Source organism: Mesorhizobium sp. CO1-1-11 (assembly GCF_020164995.1).
GTDB lineage: Bacteria > Pseudomonadota > Alphaproteobacteria > Rhizobiales > Rhizobiaceae > Mesorhizobium > Mesorhizobium australicum.
Map to the genome: position 1 here is coordinate 57,168 of NZ_JAIUHE010000007.1, position 15,919 is coordinate 73,086.

Annotated in this window: 16 protein-coding genes; 9 read left to right on the forward strand and 7 right to left on the reverse strand. The window is 63.7% G+C overall.

Annotated elements, in window-relative coordinates:
• Positions 1-61 precede the first annotated feature (61 nt).
• Entirely contained in the window at positions 62-1,906 is a 1,845-nt protein-coding gene (gene ilvD, locus LB554_RS09745; RefSeq protein ID WP_140723177.1) for a dihydroxy-acid dehydratase, read from the reverse strand.
• Positions 1,907-2,173: 267 nt separating this feature from the next.
• Here ilvD and LB554_RS09750 point away from each other — a divergent pair, with 267 nt between their 5' ends.
• Positions 2,174-2,644, forward strand: coding sequence for a VOC family protein (locus LB554_RS09750; protein WP_015314150.1), 471 nt, complete (start codon positions 2,174-2,176; stop codon positions 2,642-2,644).
• Between the two features lie 95 nt (positions 2,645-2,739).
• Here LB554_RS09750 and LB554_RS09755 read toward each other — a convergent pair whose 3' ends face one another.
• Positions 2,740-4,332 (reverse strand): peptide chain release factor 3, encoded by a 1,593-nt coding sequence (locus LB554_RS09755; RefSeq protein ID WP_140660553.1) that lies wholly within the window; start codon positions 4,330-4,332, stop codon positions 2,740-2,742.
• A gap of 141 nt (positions 4,333-4,473) precedes the next feature.
• Here LB554_RS09755 and LB554_RS09760 point away from each other — a divergent pair, with 141 nt between their 5' ends.
• On the forward strand, positions 4,474-5,547 hold the full coding sequence (locus LB554_RS09760; RefSeq protein ID WP_224584279.1) for an NAD(P)/FAD-dependent oxidoreductase: 1,074 nt from the start codon (positions 4,474-4,476) through the stop codon (positions 5,545-5,547).
• 331 nt (positions 5,548-5,878) lie between these two features.
• On the opposite strand, the gene LB554_RS09765 is transcribed toward LB554_RS09760, so the two are convergent.
• Together LB554_RS09765 and LB554_RS09770 are read right to left on the reverse strand one after the other, a co-directional pair.
• Positions 5,879-6,679 carry a class II glutamine amidotransferase gene (locus LB554_RS09765; RefSeq protein WP_224584280.1) on the reverse strand — a complete coding sequence of 267 codons (801 nt, stop codon included), beginning with the start codon at positions 6,677-6,679 and terminating at the stop codon, positions 5,879-5,881.
• A 15-nt stretch (positions 6,680-6,694) separates the two neighbouring features.
• On the reverse strand, positions 6,695-6,943 hold the full coding sequence (locus LB554_RS09770) for a DUF6356 family protein (protein WP_015314154.1): 249 nt from the start codon (positions 6,941-6,943) through the stop codon (positions 6,695-6,697).
• Positions 6,944-7,058: 115 nt separating this feature from the next.
• Between LB554_RS09770 and LB554_RS09775 the strand changes: the two genes are divergently transcribed.
• From LB554_RS09775 to LB554_RS09795, 5 genes are all read left to right on the forward strand, one after another.
• Positions 7,059-7,529 (forward strand): Lrp/AsnC family transcriptional regulator, encoded by a 471-nt coding sequence (locus LB554_RS09775; RefSeq protein ID WP_224584281.1) that lies wholly within the window; start codon positions 7,059-7,061, stop codon positions 7,527-7,529.
• A gap of 85 nt (positions 7,530-7,614) precedes the next feature.
• Positions 7,615-8,100, forward strand: coding sequence for a dUTP diphosphatase (gene dut / locus LB554_RS09780; protein WP_140723192.1), 486 nt, complete (start codon positions 7,615-7,617; stop codon positions 8,098-8,100).
• Positions 8,101-8,154: 54 nt separating this feature from the next.
• Complete coding sequence (locus LB554_RS09785) at positions 8,155-8,826, forward strand: HAD family hydrolase (protein ID WP_140875631.1); 672 nt, start codon at positions 8,155-8,157, stop codon at positions 8,824-8,826.
• Between the two features lie 338 nt (positions 8,827-9,164).
• Positions 9,165-9,968 carry an isocitrate lyase/phosphoenolpyruvate mutase family protein gene (locus LB554_RS09790; protein WP_140614891.1) on the forward strand — a complete coding sequence of 268 codons (804 nt, stop codon included), beginning with the start codon at positions 9,165-9,167 and terminating at the stop codon, positions 9,966-9,968.
• Between the two features lie 15 nt (positions 9,969-9,983).
• On the forward strand, positions 9,984-10,982 hold the full coding sequence (locus LB554_RS09795) for a proline racemase family protein (protein ID WP_224584282.1): 999 nt from the start codon (positions 9,984-9,986) through the stop codon (positions 10,980-10,982).
• A gap of 6 nt (positions 10,983-10,988) precedes the next feature.
• Here LB554_RS09795 and LB554_RS09800 read toward each other — a convergent pair whose 3' ends face one another.
• Both LB554_RS09800 and LB554_RS09805 read right to left on the reverse strand, forming a co-directional pair.
• Positions 10,989-11,699: a sulfate transporter family protein gene (locus LB554_RS09800; RefSeq protein ID WP_224584283.1), complete on the reverse strand. Its 711-nt coding sequence runs from the start codon at positions 11,697-11,699 to the stop codon at positions 10,989-10,991.
• Positions 11,700-11,819: 120 nt separating this feature from the next.
• The gene (locus tag LB554_RS09805) at positions 11,820-12,722 is read right to left on the reverse strand and encodes a DMT family transporter (protein WP_224584441.1); all 903 of its coding nucleotides are present in this window, start codon (positions 12,720-12,722) and stop codon (positions 11,820-11,822) included.
• Between the two features lie 199 nt (positions 12,723-12,921).
• Between LB554_RS09805 and LB554_RS09810 the strand changes: the two genes are divergently transcribed.
• Positions 12,922-13,914, forward strand: a complete 993-nt coding sequence (locus LB554_RS09810; RefSeq protein WP_224584284.1) for an adenosine kinase — start codon at positions 12,922-12,924, stop codon at positions 13,912-13,914.
• A gap of 269 nt (positions 13,915-14,183) precedes the next feature.
• Complete coding sequence (locus LB554_RS09815) at positions 14,184-14,912, forward strand: antitoxin Xre/MbcA/ParS toxin-binding domain-containing protein (RefSeq protein ID WP_224584285.1); 729 nt, start codon at positions 14,184-14,186, stop codon at positions 14,910-14,912.
• A gap of 11 nt (positions 14,913-14,923) precedes the next feature.
• On the opposite strand, the gene speB is transcribed toward LB554_RS09815, so the two are convergent.
• Complete coding sequence (speB, locus tag LB554_RS09820) at positions 14,924-15,883, reverse strand: agmatinase (RefSeq protein WP_224584286.1); 960 nt, start codon at positions 15,881-15,883, stop codon at positions 14,924-14,926.
• Between the last annotated feature and the right edge of the window lie 36 nt (positions 15,884-15,919).

The window sequence follows — 15,919 nt, forward strand, 5'->3', positions numbered from 1 at the left end:
GTCGAGGACAGGTAGTCCTGCGGAGTTTGTGCCGCAGCGCCTGCCTGACGAGATTCGAACTTTACTCCGGCACGTGCCTCACCGCCCCCTTGTCGGCGCTGGTGGCGAAGGCGGCGTAGGCGCGCAGCGCCGTCGTCACCTTGCGCTTGCGCTTTTCCTGCGGCTTCCAGGCGTCCGCGCCCCTGGCCTCCATCGCCGCCCGGCGCGCATCGAGTTCCGCGTCGTCGACGGCAAGGCGAATGGTGCGGTTCGGGATATCGATCTCGATCGTATCGCCCTCCTGCACCAGTCCGATCAGCCCGCCTTCCGCCGCTTCCGGCGAAGCATGACCGATGGACAGGCCCGAGGTGCCGCCGGAGAAGCGCCCATCGGTGACCAGCGCGCAGGCCTTGCCGAGGCCTTTCGACTTCAGATAACTGGTGGGATAGAGCATCTCCTGCATGCCGGGGCCGCCGCGCGGACCCTCATAGCGGATGACGACGACGTCACCAGCCTTGATCTCATTGGCAAGGATCGCCTTGACCGAAGCGTCCTGGCTTTCGAAGACACGAGCCGGTCCGGTGAATTTCAGGATCGACTCGTCGACGCCGGCTGTCTTCACGATACAGCCATCGAGCGCCAGATTGCCTTTCAGGACGGCAAGGCCGCCGTCTTTCGAGAAAGGCGTATTGGCCGAGCGGATGACGCCTGTCTCGCGGTTCATGTCGAGCTCGTCCCAGCGGCGGTCCTGGCTGAAGGCGACCTGCGTGGGCACGCCGCCGGGCGCGGCGAGGAAGAAGTCGCGCACATTCTGGCTCGAGGTGCGCGAAATATCCCAATGGTCGAGCGCTTCGCCGAGGCTCGCCGTATGCACGGTCGGCAGGTCGCGGTTGAGCAACCCGGCATTGTCGAGCTGGCCAAGGATGGCCATGATGCCGCCAGCGCGGTGGACGTCTTCCATGTGGACGTCGGACTTGGCCGGCGCCACCTTGCATAGCACCGGCACCCGCCGCGACAGCCGGTCGATGTCTTCCATGGTGAAATCGACCTCGCCCTCGTGCGCGGCGGCCAGAATGTGCAGCACGGTGTTGGTGGAACCGCCCATGGCGATATCGAGCGTCATGGCATTCTCGAAGGCGCCCTTCGAGGCAATGCTGCGCGGCAATGCACTCTCGTCATCCTGCTCGTAGTAGCGCTGGGCGAGATCGACGATGAGATGGCCGGCCTCGACGAACAGGCGCTTGCGGTCGGCATGCGTGGCCAGCGTCGAACCGTTGCCGGGCAGCGACAGGCCCAGCGCCTCGGTCAGGCAGTTCATGGAATTGGCGGTGAACATGCCCGAACAGGAACCGCAGGTCGGGCAGGCCGAGCGCTCGATGACCTTGACGTCCTCGTCGGAGATCTTGTCGTCGGCGGCCGCAACCATGGCATCGACGAGGTCGAGCGCCTGCGTCTTGCCGGCCAGCACAACCTTGCCGGCTTCCATCGGGCCGCCGGAGACGAAGACGGTCGGGATGTTGAGGCGCAATGAGGCCATCAGCATGCCGGGCGTGATCTTGTCGCAATTGGAAATGCAGACCATGGCGTCGGCACAGTGCGCATTGACCATGTATTCAACGGAATCGGCGATCAGCTCGCGCGACGGCAGCGAATAGAGCATGCCGTCATGGCCCATGGCGATGCCGTCGTCGACGGCGATGGTGTTGAATTCCTTGGCGACACCGCCGGCCTTCTCGATCTCGCGCGCGACGAGCTGGCCTAGGTCCTTCAGATGGACATGGCCCGGCACGAACTGGGTGAAGGAGTTAACCACCGCAATGATCGGCTTGCCGAAATCGCTGTCCTTCATGCCAGTAGCGCGCCACAGGCCGCGGGCGCCGGCCATGTTGCGGCCATGGGTGGTGGTGCGGGAGCGATAGGCGGGCATGAATTTTCCTTGGCTGTCTGGCTGCGCTCGATGCGGAGCGTGGCGGCGCTGAATTTTGATCGCAGGGTTTATAGACCGCCAAGTATGGTCTGGCCACATTTTTGCAATGCGCCAGGTTCTCCTGAAAAAACGAGCGTCTCAGAAAAATTCGATGTCTATGTCGGGTCGGGCGTATCAGGGCCGTCCTTGGGCAGACGGCAAGAAATGGCACCATTCTCGGAGTCAGCCGTTTCATTGTATCAGCAGGAAGCAACCTAGGAGCACGACATGCAAAAGATCACCACCTGCCTGTGGTTCGACGGCCGGGCAGAAGAGGCGATGAATTTCTACGTCTCCATCTTCAAGAATTCGAAGGTTACGAGCGTTCTGCGTTGGCCCGAGGGTCACGCCGATGCGGGCAAAGTGCTGATGACCACGTTCGAGCTCGACGGCGTGCCGTTCCAGGCGCTCAACGGCGGACCGCAATTCAAGTTTAACGAGGCGATGTCACAGTCGATCGACTGCAAGACGCAGGAAGAGGTCGATTACTTCTGGGAGAAGCTTATCGAAGGTGGCGGCGAACCTTCGCAATGCAGCTGGCTGAAGGACAAATTCGGTGTGTCTTGGCAGGTCGTGCCGGAGCAGCTGCCGCGCCTGCTTCTGGATCCGGACAGGGCCAAGGCCGGCCGGGTGATGTCGGCAATGATGCAGATGAGCAAGATCGATATCGCTGAGATCGAAGCGGCGGCCAAGGGGTGATCATAAGAGTAGAGTAGTGAGTAGTTGCTAGTGAGTAGTGCGATGGGAGAACGAGGCGTACCTACTCACTACTCACTACTCACTACTCACTAGAATCACGCCGCCTTGTCTCGCACCTGATAATCCTTGATCGTGGCGAAGCGGATCGCCTTCCAGCGTTCGGCTTCGTAGTTCAGCGAGAAGGCGTGCTGGGCCAGGAAGACCGGGTCGTTGTCGAGGTCGCGGGCGATGTCGCCGCGATGCGCCTCGATGAAGCGAAGCACCTCGGCCTTGTCGTCGGCCGATATCCAGCGGCAGATGGAAAAGCGCGACATCTCAAATTCGACCGGCAGCGTGTATTCGAAGTTCAGCCGCTCTTTCAGCACATCGAGCTGCAGCGCGCCGACGACACCGACGATGGCCGGCGAGCCGTCTTCCGGCGAGAACAGCTGGACGACGCCCTCCTCTGCCATCTGGTGCAGCGCTTCCTTGAGCTTTTTCGCCTTCATCGCGTCGCCGAGACGGACGCGACGCAGGATTTCCGGGGCGAAGTTGGGCACGCCGCGAAACAGAATTTCCTCGCCTTCGGTCAACGTGTCGCCGATGCGCAGCGTGCCGTGGTTCGGGATCCCAACGACATCGCCGGCAAACGCCTCGTCGGCGGTGACGCGGGTGCGGGCAAAGAAGAATTGCGGCGCCGAGAGTGACATCGGCTTGCCGGTGCGCACCAGCTTGGCCTTCATGCCGCGCTCGAGCTTGCCCGAGCAGACGCGCACGAAGGCGATGCGGTCGCGGTGATTGGGATCCATGTTGGCCTGGATCTTGAAGACGAAGGAGGTCATCTTTTCCTCCGTCGCCTCGATAGTGCGGGTGTCGGCCTCCTGGGCGCGCGGCGGCGGGCCAAAGGCGCCAAGCGCCTCGATCAGATCGCGCACGCCATAATTGCGCAGCGCCGAGCCGAAATAGACCGGCGTCAGATGGCCCTCGCGAAAGGCCTCGATGTCGAGCGGACGGCAGGCTTCTCGCGCGAGCTCGAGTTCCTCGATGAAGGCCTCGCGCTCGTTTTCCGGCAGAAGGCCGGCAACGCGGTTGGAATCGGGACCGTTGACGGGGGTGCGTTCCTTCTCGTCATCGCCCTTGCGCACGGCGTTCAGCGCCAGGTGATAGGTACCGGAGAAGGTCTTGCCACGGCCGATCGGCCAGGTGATGGGCGCGGTGTCCAGCGCCAGCTTCTGCTCGATTTCGTCCAAAATCTCGAACGGATCGCGGCTTTCACGGTCCATCTTGTTGACGAAGGTGATGATGGGGATGTCGCGCAGCCGGCAGACCTCGAACAATTTCAGCGTGCGCGGCTCGATGCCCTTGGCGGCGTCGATGACCATGACGGCCGAGTCGACCGCCGACAGCGTGCGATAGGTATCGTCGGCGAAATCCTCGTGGCCCGGCGTGTCGAGCAGGTTGAAGACGTTGTCCTCATATTCGAAGGTCATCACCGAGGTGACGACCGAAATGCCGCGCTCGCGCTCGATCTTCATCCAGTCGGACCGGGTCTGGATACGGTCCTTCTTGGCCTTCACCTCGCCGGCAAGCTGGATGGCGCCGCCGAACAAAAGCAGCTTTTCGGTCAGCGTCGTCTTGCCGGCGTCCGGGTGGGCAATGATCGCGAAGGTGCGGCGGCGCGATACCGCCTGTTCGATGTCTTCAGCCAATTTTTCGGATCCTGTCTGTGGCGCGGGCTTCTAGCAGCGCTTTCCCGGCCTGTCGACGGTTTTAGCCTGACCGGCCCTGTCCGCACTTGAGCTCCGGCAGCGGCAATGGCATCAGGGATGCCAGTCCGACGGAGATCAAGCATGAGCGAAACCAAGCAAATCATCGTCATCGGCGCCGGCATCATCGGTGCCTCCATCGCATGGCATCTGACCAAGGCCGAGGCGCGGGTGACGGTGATTGCCGACAGCAAAATCGGTGGTGTCGCAACGCCGAACTCGTTTGCCTGGATCAATGCAAGCTGGGGTAACCCGGAGCCGTATTTCCGGCTGCGCACCCGCGCCATGGCTGAGTGGGCTCGCCTAGCGCGGGACCTGCCCGGCCTGCCGCTCAATTGGTGCGGCGGCCTGTGCTGGGATCTGCCGGCGGCCGACATGGAGACCTATGCAGCGGAGCATTCTGAGTGGGGCTACGGAATCGAGCGCGTCGACCGCGGCGAGGTGGCGCTCATCGAACCCAATCTCACCGAGCTTCCCGATTTCGCCCTGCATGTCGCAGAAGAGGGTGTCGCCGAGCCTGTCGCGGCCACCAAGGCACTGCTGGCCGATGCCGAACGGCGCGGCGCGCGAATCCTCTTCAGCACGGTGACGGCGCTTGTCCAAAGCGTCGGCAAGGTCACCGGCGTGGACACATCGCATGGACTGTTTGCCGCCGACGAGGTGGTGATCGCGGCCGGCGTGGGTTCGCCAGACATTGCCGCGACCGCTGGCATCAACCTGCCGATCGAGACACCGCCCGGGTTGATCGTCCACTCGCGGCCTTACAAGAAACTGCTCAACGGGCTGGTGCTGGCCGAGCGCCTGCACATGCGTCAGACCGCCGAGGGTCGAATCATCGCCGGCTCGGATTTCGGCGGCGCCGATCCCGGCATGGACGCCGAAGCCACGGCGCGTGAATTGTTCGCGGCCATGAAGGCCATGCTGCGCGACAGCGACGGGCTGGAGCTGGATTTCCACACCGTTGGCTACCGGCCGACACCGATCGACGGCTTTCCGATCATCGGCCGCGCCAAAGGCAAGGAGGGTGTCTATATCGCGGTCATGCATTCCGGCATCACTCTGGCGCCAGCCATCGGTTTGTTCGCCACGCGCGAAATTCTTGATGGCAAGCGCGACACGCTGCTGGCGCCCTATGGATTGGATCGCTTCGCTCAATAGCCGGGCGGACGGCGAAAGCCGCTGGTCAAGGGCATCATCGCCCTGGCGATGCCGAGCAGCCGCGCCTCCGACCAGCGTTTGCCGACCATTGCAAGCCGATCATCACGCTGCACGCCATGATTGAGGTCGTCACTCTACGGCGCCCCCTTTGTCCTGCCGGACATCTCCCCCACGGGTGGGGAGATTGGCAGTTTTCGGCGCTTCGCTCTGTCCTGCAACGCTGGGGATTGGCGAAAGCCATTGAGGCATCCGATCTCCCCCCTTGTGGGGGAGATGTCCGGCAGGACAGAGGGGGGCGCTGTCCCGCGACGTTACTCAATGCGACGAAAGCCTATCCAACCAGCGCCAGTTTCGCCGCGACCGGAGCGAATGGATGTATGTCGATGCCATCCCTGGTCATGGTGACGAAGCTCGATGCCGGAATCGCCTGCCAGTCGCCGCCCTCGCGATCGAAGGGTTCGGAGACGATGCAGCGGCCGGCCCCTTTGCGGAAAATGGACGTGTAAAGCGTCGGAGCCAGGGCATCGGTGGCATAGCGCACCGCATACAATGCCTGTCCGTCGGAAAAGGCGGCGGTCAGTTTCAGCGCCGGCTCGAAACCGGCACGACGCGAGGCTTCCAGCACCCGGCGGGTGGCGCGCGAGACGGCGCCTTGCGGGTCGGCCGAAAGGCCCTCGTCGATCATGAGCAGAAAAAAGAGTTCGGAATCGGTGGTGCCTTCGCGCTGATCGAAAACGGCGTCGGACAGCGAGTTCTCCAGCGCGCGGCGGATTTTTTCGAAACCACCGATCTGGCCGTTATGCATGAACGACCAGCGTTCTGAGATGAACGGATGGCAGTTCATGCGGCTGGTCGCGCTGCCGGTCGAGGCCCTGACATGGGCGAGGAACAGGCTGGACTTGATCTGCCGGCACAGGCTTTTCAGATTGGGATCGGACCAGGCCGGCAGGATATCGCGGTAGAGGCCGGGTTCTGGCCTCTCGCCATACCAGGCAAGGCCGAAGCCGTCGCCATTGGTGGGCGACTTCGCTTCCTGGGCGCAATGGCTCTGGGCGATCAGCGAGTGACAGGGCGCCGTGAGGATGTCTTCGAGAAAGACCGCTTCACCGAGATAGGCCGCCCACCGGCACATCGCTTCTGTCTTCCTCTAGGCGCGATCCGGAAGAGCAGCGGGCTCGTTGATCGCGTGCGTGCCTCTGTTGTGCGTCCGCTCGTAGAGCTCGCGAATGATTCGGCTGGCGGTAGTCTCGAAGAGAAATGGCAAGAAAGCGTGAACAAAAGCTGCTCCCGCCGCCATCAGCAGGCGCGAGGAAAACCAGGCGGCGAAGGCCATATGGCTGAAATAGGTTTCGCCGACCTTGGCCGGATGAGAGGTGAAAATCCTTGCGACCGACATGCTGTTTCCCCTTCAGCGCTTTTCGTTTCGATATGAGTATCCTGGCACGCCTCACCGGTTCATTGGTCCCAAAATATCCTTGTATTTTGCTATTCCATGGGACAAATATCCCAATATGAGCTTTGACATCGACGAAATTGATCGAAAACTGCTCGCCGAATTGCAACGTGACGGCACGCTGTCGGTCGACCAGCTGTCGGAGCGCGTGGCCTTGTCGCGCAATGCCTGCTGGCGTCGCGTCAAGCGGCTGGAGGAAGATGGCGTCATCACCGGCCGCGTGGCGCTGGTCGATGCCGAGAAGCTCGGGCTGGGCCTTTCGGTGTTCATCCTGATCCGCACATCCAATCACGACCCCGACTGGCTGCAGAAATTCCGGGCGGCGGTGACCGGTCTTTCCGAGATCATCGGGGTCTACCGGATGTCCGGTGATCTCGACTATGTGCTGCGCGCCCGCGTCGCCGACGTGAAAGCCTATGACCGGCTCTACCAGCGGCTCATCGCCAAGGTGGCTTTATCCGATGTCTCCGCCTCCTTCGTGATGGAGGAGATCAAGGAGACGACGGTGGTTCCTGTGGAACTCCGCTAGGCCACAGTGATGCCTGAAAGAAAGCCGTTGATAGCGCCGCGGTCGAGTTGACCGAATCGACATTCGCGCCGATAGGATCGATTTTATGCGCGCAGCCCTTCAAACACCTTCCGTCATCGGTCCCACCGTCGGCTTCGTCAGGTTGCCGCATGGCGAGGGACTTCCGCTTCCCGCCTATGAAAGCGCCGGCGCCGCCGGCATGGATTTGCGCGCGGCGGTGCCTGAAGACCGGCCGCTTCTGATCCTGCCGGGCAAGCGCGCCTTGGTAGCGACGGGGCTGATCCTGGAAATTCCCGAAGGCATGGAAGGCCAGGTGCGGCCCCGCTCGGGCCTTGCCTTCAAACACGGCCTTACCGTCCTCAATTCACCGGGCACGGTCGACAGCGATTATCGCGGCGAGGTGAAGGTGCTGCTGGTCAATCTCGGCGACGAGGATTTCGCGGTGACGCGCGGGATGCGCATTGCCCAGATCGTTTTCGCCGCGGTGACGCAGGTGGCGGTTGAAGAGCGTTCGCTGGCCGGCGGCACGGCGCGTGGCTCGGGCGGATTCGGATCGACCGGCACCGCCTGATGCCTGGCTGTGTTTCGGCACAGTGAACCGTTTTGCCGGGTAGACTGATCCAACATGACTGGAACACGCCCCCTGCCAAAGCTCGTCATCTTCGACTGCGACGGGATCCTGGTCGATACCGAGAACCTCGCCAACCGGCGCCTGGCCGAATGGCTGAGCGACGCCGGTTTTCCAACGACCTTCGAATATTGCCGCAAGAACTTCTCCGGCCGCAGCATGGTCTCGGTGCAGAAGGAGATCGAAGAGACGACCAGCGTCAGGCTCGGCGCCGATTTCGTCGAGCGCTGGAATGCCGGCCTGCCGGATCTGTTCGCTCACGGTGTCGAGGCGATCCCTTATGTCCGGGAGTTCATCGAGGCGGTCCGCGCGGCCGGCATCGCTTATTGCGTCGCCACCTCGGCCAGGATCTCCAAGATGCACATAACGCTTGGCCAGACCGGTCTGTTGCCGCTGTTCGAACATGCCATGTTCAGCGCCACCATGGTGTCGCGCGGCAAGCCGTTCCCCGACCTGTTCCTGCATGCGGCCAAAACGATGGGCTTCCCGCCCGCCGACTGCATCGTCATCGAAGACAGCGTCGCCGGCACGCAGGCTGGCATCGCCGCCGGCATGCGTGTGTTCTCCTATCATGGCGACCCCTATTCCGACCGCGACGGCTTGATCCAGGCCGGCGGCATCCTGTTCGACGACATGCGCGAACTCGCCGGGCTGGTGCCGATCCACTGATCCGCTGCACTGGACGCCACGAAGCGCTGTGCTACCTTCCGCGCGCCCGACAATGGGGCGCCGCCATGCCAACGTACCTGCTTCGCTTCATCCTCACCTGGGGTGCTGCTGCGGCTTTGGATGGCGGCCTCTGCACAAGCCGTCAGTTTCCCTGACCTCGGCAGCGCGCTGCCCGTCACAAGGATGCCACCTCCGTGCCTGTCGAGATGCGCCACATCGACGCTTTCGAGAAATTGGCAGCAGAGAACGAGAAACGCTTCTGAACCAACCGCATTCGTTTGCCCGGCCGCAAACAGCGCGGTAGCATCCGCCCCAACACTCGTTATGGGGGAGCATTCATGGACAAGGGCAAGATTTTTCGCGACCTGCATGCCTCGACCTTCGTCATGCCCAATCCCTGGGATCCGGGCACGACGAAGCTGCTCGGATCCTTCGGCTTCAAGGCACTGGCCACCACCAGCGCCGGCTTTGCCTTTTCGCGCGGCCTGCCGGATGGGGCCGTGACCTTCGACCAGATGATCCATCATTGCCGCGAGGTGACGGGCGCGACCGACCTGCCGGTCTCGGCCGATCTCGAGAAGGGCAAGGGGGACAGCGCCGAGCAGGCCGCCGAAACCATTTTCGCGGCGGAAGCGGCCGGGCTTGCCGGCTGCTCGATCGAGGATCACACCGGCGATCCTGAAAAGCCCATCTACGAGTTTTCGCACGCGGTGGAGCGCGTCGCCGCAGCGGTGGAGGCGGCGCGGGCGCTGAAGCGCGACTTTGTCTTCACGGCGCGGGCCGAGAATTTCCTCTGGGGCAAGTCCGATCTCGACGACACGATCAAGCGGCTGCAGGCGTTCGAAAAAGCCGGCGCCGACGTGCTCTATGCACCTGGTATCGGCGATGTCGAGATGGTGCGGACCTTGTGTTCGTCGGTCGGCAAGCCGGTCAATGTCATGGCGAGGCCCGGCTTCACCATCGCCGACCTCGCCATGGCCGGTGCCAAGCGGATTTCGCTTGGGCCATGGCTGACCAATTTCGCCTACGGCATGCTGGAGACGGCGGCGCGCGAGATCCAGCAGGACGGCACGTTCGGCTTCACCCGCGCCGCCATGCCGTTCGGCAAGCTGCAGGCGCTGTTCGGCAAATCCCAGGGCTAGGATGGGTTCGGCCGCATGAACCTTACCGTTGTCGACATGCATACGGGTGGCGAGCCGCTACGGATCGTCACGGGCGGTTATCCCGCTATCCCCAAGGCCACCATTCTTGAGAAGCGCGCCTATGTGCGGGACAATCTCGACCATTTGCGCAAGTTGCTGATCTTCGAGCCGCGCGGCCACTATGACATGTATGGCGCTTTGCTGGTCGAGCCCGATTTGCCCGGCGCCGACCTCGCGGTGCTGTTCATGCACAATGAGGGCTATTCGACCATGTGCGGCCACGCCATCGTCGCGCTCGGCCGCTACGCCGTCGATCAAGGGCTGGTGGCGAAGCAGGAGCCGTTCACCACCGTGAACATCGAGGCGCCGTGCGGCCTGGTCGTCGCCTCGGTCGCGGTCAACGATGGCAAGGCCGGCGCGGTGTCGTTCGAGAGCGTGCCGGCGTTCCTGTTCGCCGGCGATCGACAGATCGAGCTGACAGGCTATGGCAAGGTCGGTTTCGATATCGCCTATGGCGGCGCCTTTTACGCGCTGGCCGACTGTCATCAATTCGGCTTGGAGTTCGGCCGCGACCGCGTGCGCGATTTCGTCGACGCGGCAACCACGCTGACGAACCGGCTGAAGGCCGAGTTTCCGCTGTCGCATCCCGATCATGATGACCTCGCCTTCCTCTATGGCACCATCCTGACCGATGGAAAGGACGCCTTTTCCGGAGAGGCCACCAGGAATGTCTGCGTCTTCGCCGAGGCGGAGGTCGACCGCTCGCCGACCGGTTCCGGCGTCACCGCCCGGCTGGCGGCCATGCATGCCAAGGGCGAGATCGCCGTGGGGCAGACGCGAACGTTCGAGAGCATCGCCGGCTCGCGCTTTTCCGGGGCGGTGGCGCGAGCAGCGCAGGCCGGCCCGCATGAAGCGATCGTCGCCCGCGTCGGCGGCCGTGCCTATTATTCCGGACGAGCCGAATTCATTGTCGAGCCGGACGACGAGTTGGGGCGGGGATTTCTGCTACGCTGAAGAGATTTAGCGCCGCGACGCGCGTGCGACTTCCCGCGCCGAGATCGCCTTGTGCAGATGCACCATCATGGCGGCGGCGAAGAGCGGCGTCAGCAGGTTGAGCAGCGGCACGGCGAGGAAGGCCGCGACAACCAGCCCGGAGAGAAACACCGTACCGGCATACCGCCTGCGCAGGGCCCGGGCCTCTTCTTCCCCGCGAAAGCGCATGGCGGCGAATTCGAAGAATTCGCGCCCGAGCAAATAGCCGTTGACGATGAAAAAGGCGGCGATGTTGATGCCCGGCACCAGCAGAAGCAGCAAGGCGACGACGTTGCCCAGGATGACGATGCCGAAGAATTTTATCGCCAGCACCAGCGAGCGCAGTGCCGGCATGGCGCGTCCGGCTGGGTCGCCGGGATAATCGGTGCGCTCGACCACTTCGGCCACATCGTCGAGGAACAGGCCGGCGATCACCGCCGTGACTGGCGCGATCAGAAGCGCCATGCCGAAGGCCAGTGCGATGGCCGCGACGATGCCGCCCAACCAGCCGGCCCAGGACGGCATGCCGGGCAACAGCGTCTGTAGCCACGGCAAGGCCAGCCATTCGACAAGGCTGGTCAGGCCGAACCACAGGGCGACCAGCGCCAGCAGGGTCAGCCCGAGCGTCTTGATGAACACGGCGCGAAACGGAGGCGAGAGCAGCTCAAGGGCCGCGATGCGGGCAGCGTCGAAAATCACCGTGCTTCACCCCCAGGTCAGCGGACACAGCCACAAGGCAGGACGCTTCCGAGATAGGCGGTGCGGCCCGAGAGCACAAGCGCCGGCCGTTGCTTGCCTTCGTATGCTCCCCAGATCTGCCTATCGGGCCAAGGCCGGCTTGCGAACCGGTATGGTCATGGCCGCCACCCCGGCGACGACAAACCCCATGCCGAGCCAGGCCGTGGGGCCCAGGCTTTCACCGAGGAAGACGGCGCCGATGCCGACGCCGATCGGCACCCGCAGATAGGCCTGAGACGTGGTGCCGACCGAACCCAGCGTGTGGATCAGGCGGAAATAGATGACGAAAGCCAGTGCCGTCGAAAACACGGACAGGCCGAGCAGGGCAAGGATGGAAGCCGCCGAGGGCTCCAGCGTCCATGGCTGGTCGACCGCCAGGCTGAGCGGTACCAGCATGACAGCGCCGCACAGCATCGAACCGGCGGCGGGAAGCATCGGATCGAGGCCCTTGAAGCCTCGGCCGAAAATGGCGGCGCCCGCATAGCACACGGTTGCCGCGACGATGGCGATCTGTGCCCAGAGCTGGTGGCCGATGCCGCCAAGCGCCTGCGTGCCGACGATGAGGCAGATGCCGGCGATGCCAGCGCCGACGCCGACCAGCTTGCGCGCGGTCACCGGCTCATGACGGGTGATGAGCGCCGTCAGCAGGAAGGTGAAGATCGGCGAGGTGGCGTTGAGGATGGTGGCAAGGCCGGCGTCGACCGAACGCTCGGCCGCGGCGATCAGCGTGAACGGGACGACGCTGTTGAGGCAGGCCTGGAAGGCGAAGCGGCGCCAGCTTGCCGCATCGCCCGGCATGGCAAGCCCGCGCCAGCGGATGATGGCGAACAGGATGGCGCCGGCGATCAGGGTGCGGGCCGCGATGAAGGTGATGGGCGGGATGGTCTCTACGCCGATCTTGATGAAGGTGTAGGAGGCTCCCCAAAGCACCGCCAGCACGCCGAGCAATGCCAGGTCGATGGTCGTGTCGTTTTTGGCAGGCATGGGCTCGCGCCTTCGGACCGTGATCGAACAGGCGCAGATGTAGGCGACATCGCGACGAAATGTTTCGGCCACGGTCGAATTGTCGTAGCGCCTGGCTGGCGCGGCAAGGACAGAAAATCGGTTGCCAGTTTTCAGGGTCATGCTGTAGACCCGCGCGGGCATGGCAAGAAGCCGGCCCGGGTTTTTGGCGGAGACATTGATGCCGGATTATGACGTGCTTTGCATCGGCAATGCGATTGTCGACATCATCGCCCAGTGCGAGGAGGAATTCCTCGAGACCAACGGCATCATCAAGGGCGCGATGAATCTCATCGACACGCAGCGCGCCGAATTGCTGTACAGCCGCATGGGCCCGGCTATCGAGGCCTCCGGCGGCAGCGCCGGCAACACGGCGGCCGGTGTTGCCTCGTTTGGCGGACGCGCCGCCTTCTTCGGCAAGGTCTCCAGCGATGCGCTGGGCGAAATCTACGCGCACGACATCCACGCGCAGGGTGTCGCCTTCGACACCAAGCCGCTCCAGGGCGAGCCGCCGACGGCGCGTTCGATGATCTTCGTCACCCCCGATGGCGAGCGCTCGATGAACACCTATCTCGGCGCCTGCGTCGAACTCGGCCCGGAAGATGTCGAAGCCGACAAGGCGTCCGGCGCCAAGGTGACCTATTTCGAGGGTTATCTGTGGGACCCCCCGCGCGCCAAGGAAGCGATCCGGCAGACGGCGAAACTGGCGCACGCTGCCGGTCGCGAAGTATCTATGACCTTATCGGATTCGTTCTGCGTCGACCGTTACCGCGACGAGTTCCTCGACCTGATGCGTTCGGGCACGGTCGATATCGTTTTTGCCAACAGCCACGAGATCAAGTCGCTTTACCAGACGTCATCGTTCGAGGAAGCGCTGGCGCGGATCCGCAAGGATTGCAAGATCGCGGCGGTTACCCGCTCCGAAAAGGGCTCGGTTATCGTGCGTGGCGACGAGACCGTGGTCATCCAGGCGACCGCCATCAAGGAACTGATCGACACGACGGGCGCCGGCGATCTCTACGCCGCCGGTTTCCTGCATGGCTACACACAGGGACGCGACCTCCAGACTTGCGGCGATCTTGGCTCACTGGCAGCCGGATTGGTGATCCAGCAAATCGGCCCCAGGCCAAGGCAGAACCTGCGCAAAGAGGCCGAGCAGGCGGGGCTGTTGTAACAACGCCTTTCTCCTCGCCCGCTGTGGGGAAAGGAGGCAAGCGCGGACCGCTTCTCATCGTCGCGCGGTTGTCACATGCCGCTCCTACACGGAAATGCGAGCGTGCCGTGACTGACGTTTCGACATGCTAATCGGGTGTGAAGCAATGCAGGACAGCAACCTGTCGGATCGCTGCATCTGTTGCCGTCGCACTTTCCACTTTCCGCCGTAACCGTTCAACAACCGGCCGCGGCCCAGGGAGGAGAGCGCGCGGCCCAGAAAACAGATGCATGACAAGATTTCAGACCAAGACGACATTTCAGACCAAGACGACCGGCCTCACGCAGGACGATTTCGCCGACATGGTGGCGGAAAAGGTCGAGCGTGCGCTTGCCCACTATGACGAGGCCATCAACGGCTCAACAATGGTCTCGGTCGGCAAGATCGCCGGCTCGATAGCGTCCGCCGTCACCTTGCTGTCGCCCAAGCACCAGCGCGCCATCGACGCCATCCATGCCGACCTTCCGGGCCTGGCTCAGAAATTCGTGCGCGCGCTGGCGGCGGAAGCCGCGCGCCGCGGCGAAGCCGGCACCCCTGGCGCGAAGAACCTGCCCTCGGCCCTTTTGGGCGGCGCCGAGACCCCGCTCCCGGCTCCCCATTCCGACGACCTCGAATCGATGCTGATCGAGGACTGGGCCGGCCGCGTCGCCGGCTCGACCTATCTGGAAGAGAATCTGCGCATCGCCCGCTCCACCTTGCACCGTTGGCAGAGACGCGGCGACGTCATCGCTCTGCGCAAGGGTGGCCGCAAGCACGTCTTCCCGCTGGCGCAGTTCGTCGATGGCAGGCCGGTCGCGGGCATAAGCGACGTGCTGGAGCTGATCGGCAATCCGAGACTCGCATGGCTGTGGCTGACCCGCCCAGCGGCACAGCTCGACGGCCGCATTCCGATCGACCTGCTGCGGCAGGACCAGGCGGAGGAAGTCGTGGAGGCGGCGCGGGCGTTCGCGCCGGGGTGAAGTCGGCGCTGTCAGCCCTTTCGTTCCGCGAGCAGGCCGAGATAGTGCTGCAGCACCGCCGCCCCGGCAAGCGACGTGACATCGGCGTGGTCATAGGCGGGCGCCACCTCGACAACGTCGGCGCCGACAATGTCGAGCGAACCGAGCCGGCGCAGGATCATCAGAGCCTCGCGAGAGGACAAGCCGCCCGCGACCGGAGTGCCCGTGCCAGGAGCATAGGCCGGGTCGAGGCAATCGATGTCGAAGGTCAGATAGGTCCTGGCATCGCCAACGCGGGCCTTGATGCGCTCGACGACACCCATGACACCAAGCTCGGCGACATCCTCACCGTAAAGGATCTCCAGACCGCAGGTTTCGGGAGCATGCGTGCGGATGCCGACCTGGATGGACCGGTCCGGCCTGACGATGCCTTCACGAACGGCTCTTGCGACAAACGAGCCGTGGTCGATGCGCCTGTCCTCGTCGAACCAGGTGTCCTGATGGGCATCGAACTGGACCAGCGCCATGGGGCCGTATCTCTTCGCGTGGGCCCGAAGCAGCGGCCACGTCACGTAATGGTCGCCGCCAATGGAAAGCAGCGTCACGCCGGCATCGACGACCTCGCTCGCTTGCGCCTCGATCTGCTGCGGCGTGTCGTCATGCCTGCCGAAATCGAGCCCGCAATCGCCGTAGTCGACGACCGCCAGCCTTTCGAACGGATCGGCCCGGAAGGGATATTGCGGATCGCCCTCGAGGATGGCTGAAGCACGCCGCACGCCTTGCGGTCCGAAACGGGCGCCCGGACGGTTGGACACGGCGGCATCAAAGGGAATTCCCCAGATGGCGACGTCGACGCCGGCGAGATCGCGGCTCAGCCGGCGGCGCATGAAGGAGAGCACGCCGCTGTAGACCGGCTCGTGCGAGCCACCATGGATATGCTTGCCGAAGACGGCGTCGTCCGTTTCGCGGGCACGAGGAAGGGGCTGCAACATTTGCCGAGGTCCATTTCTGGGAAATAAGGGGGGTGA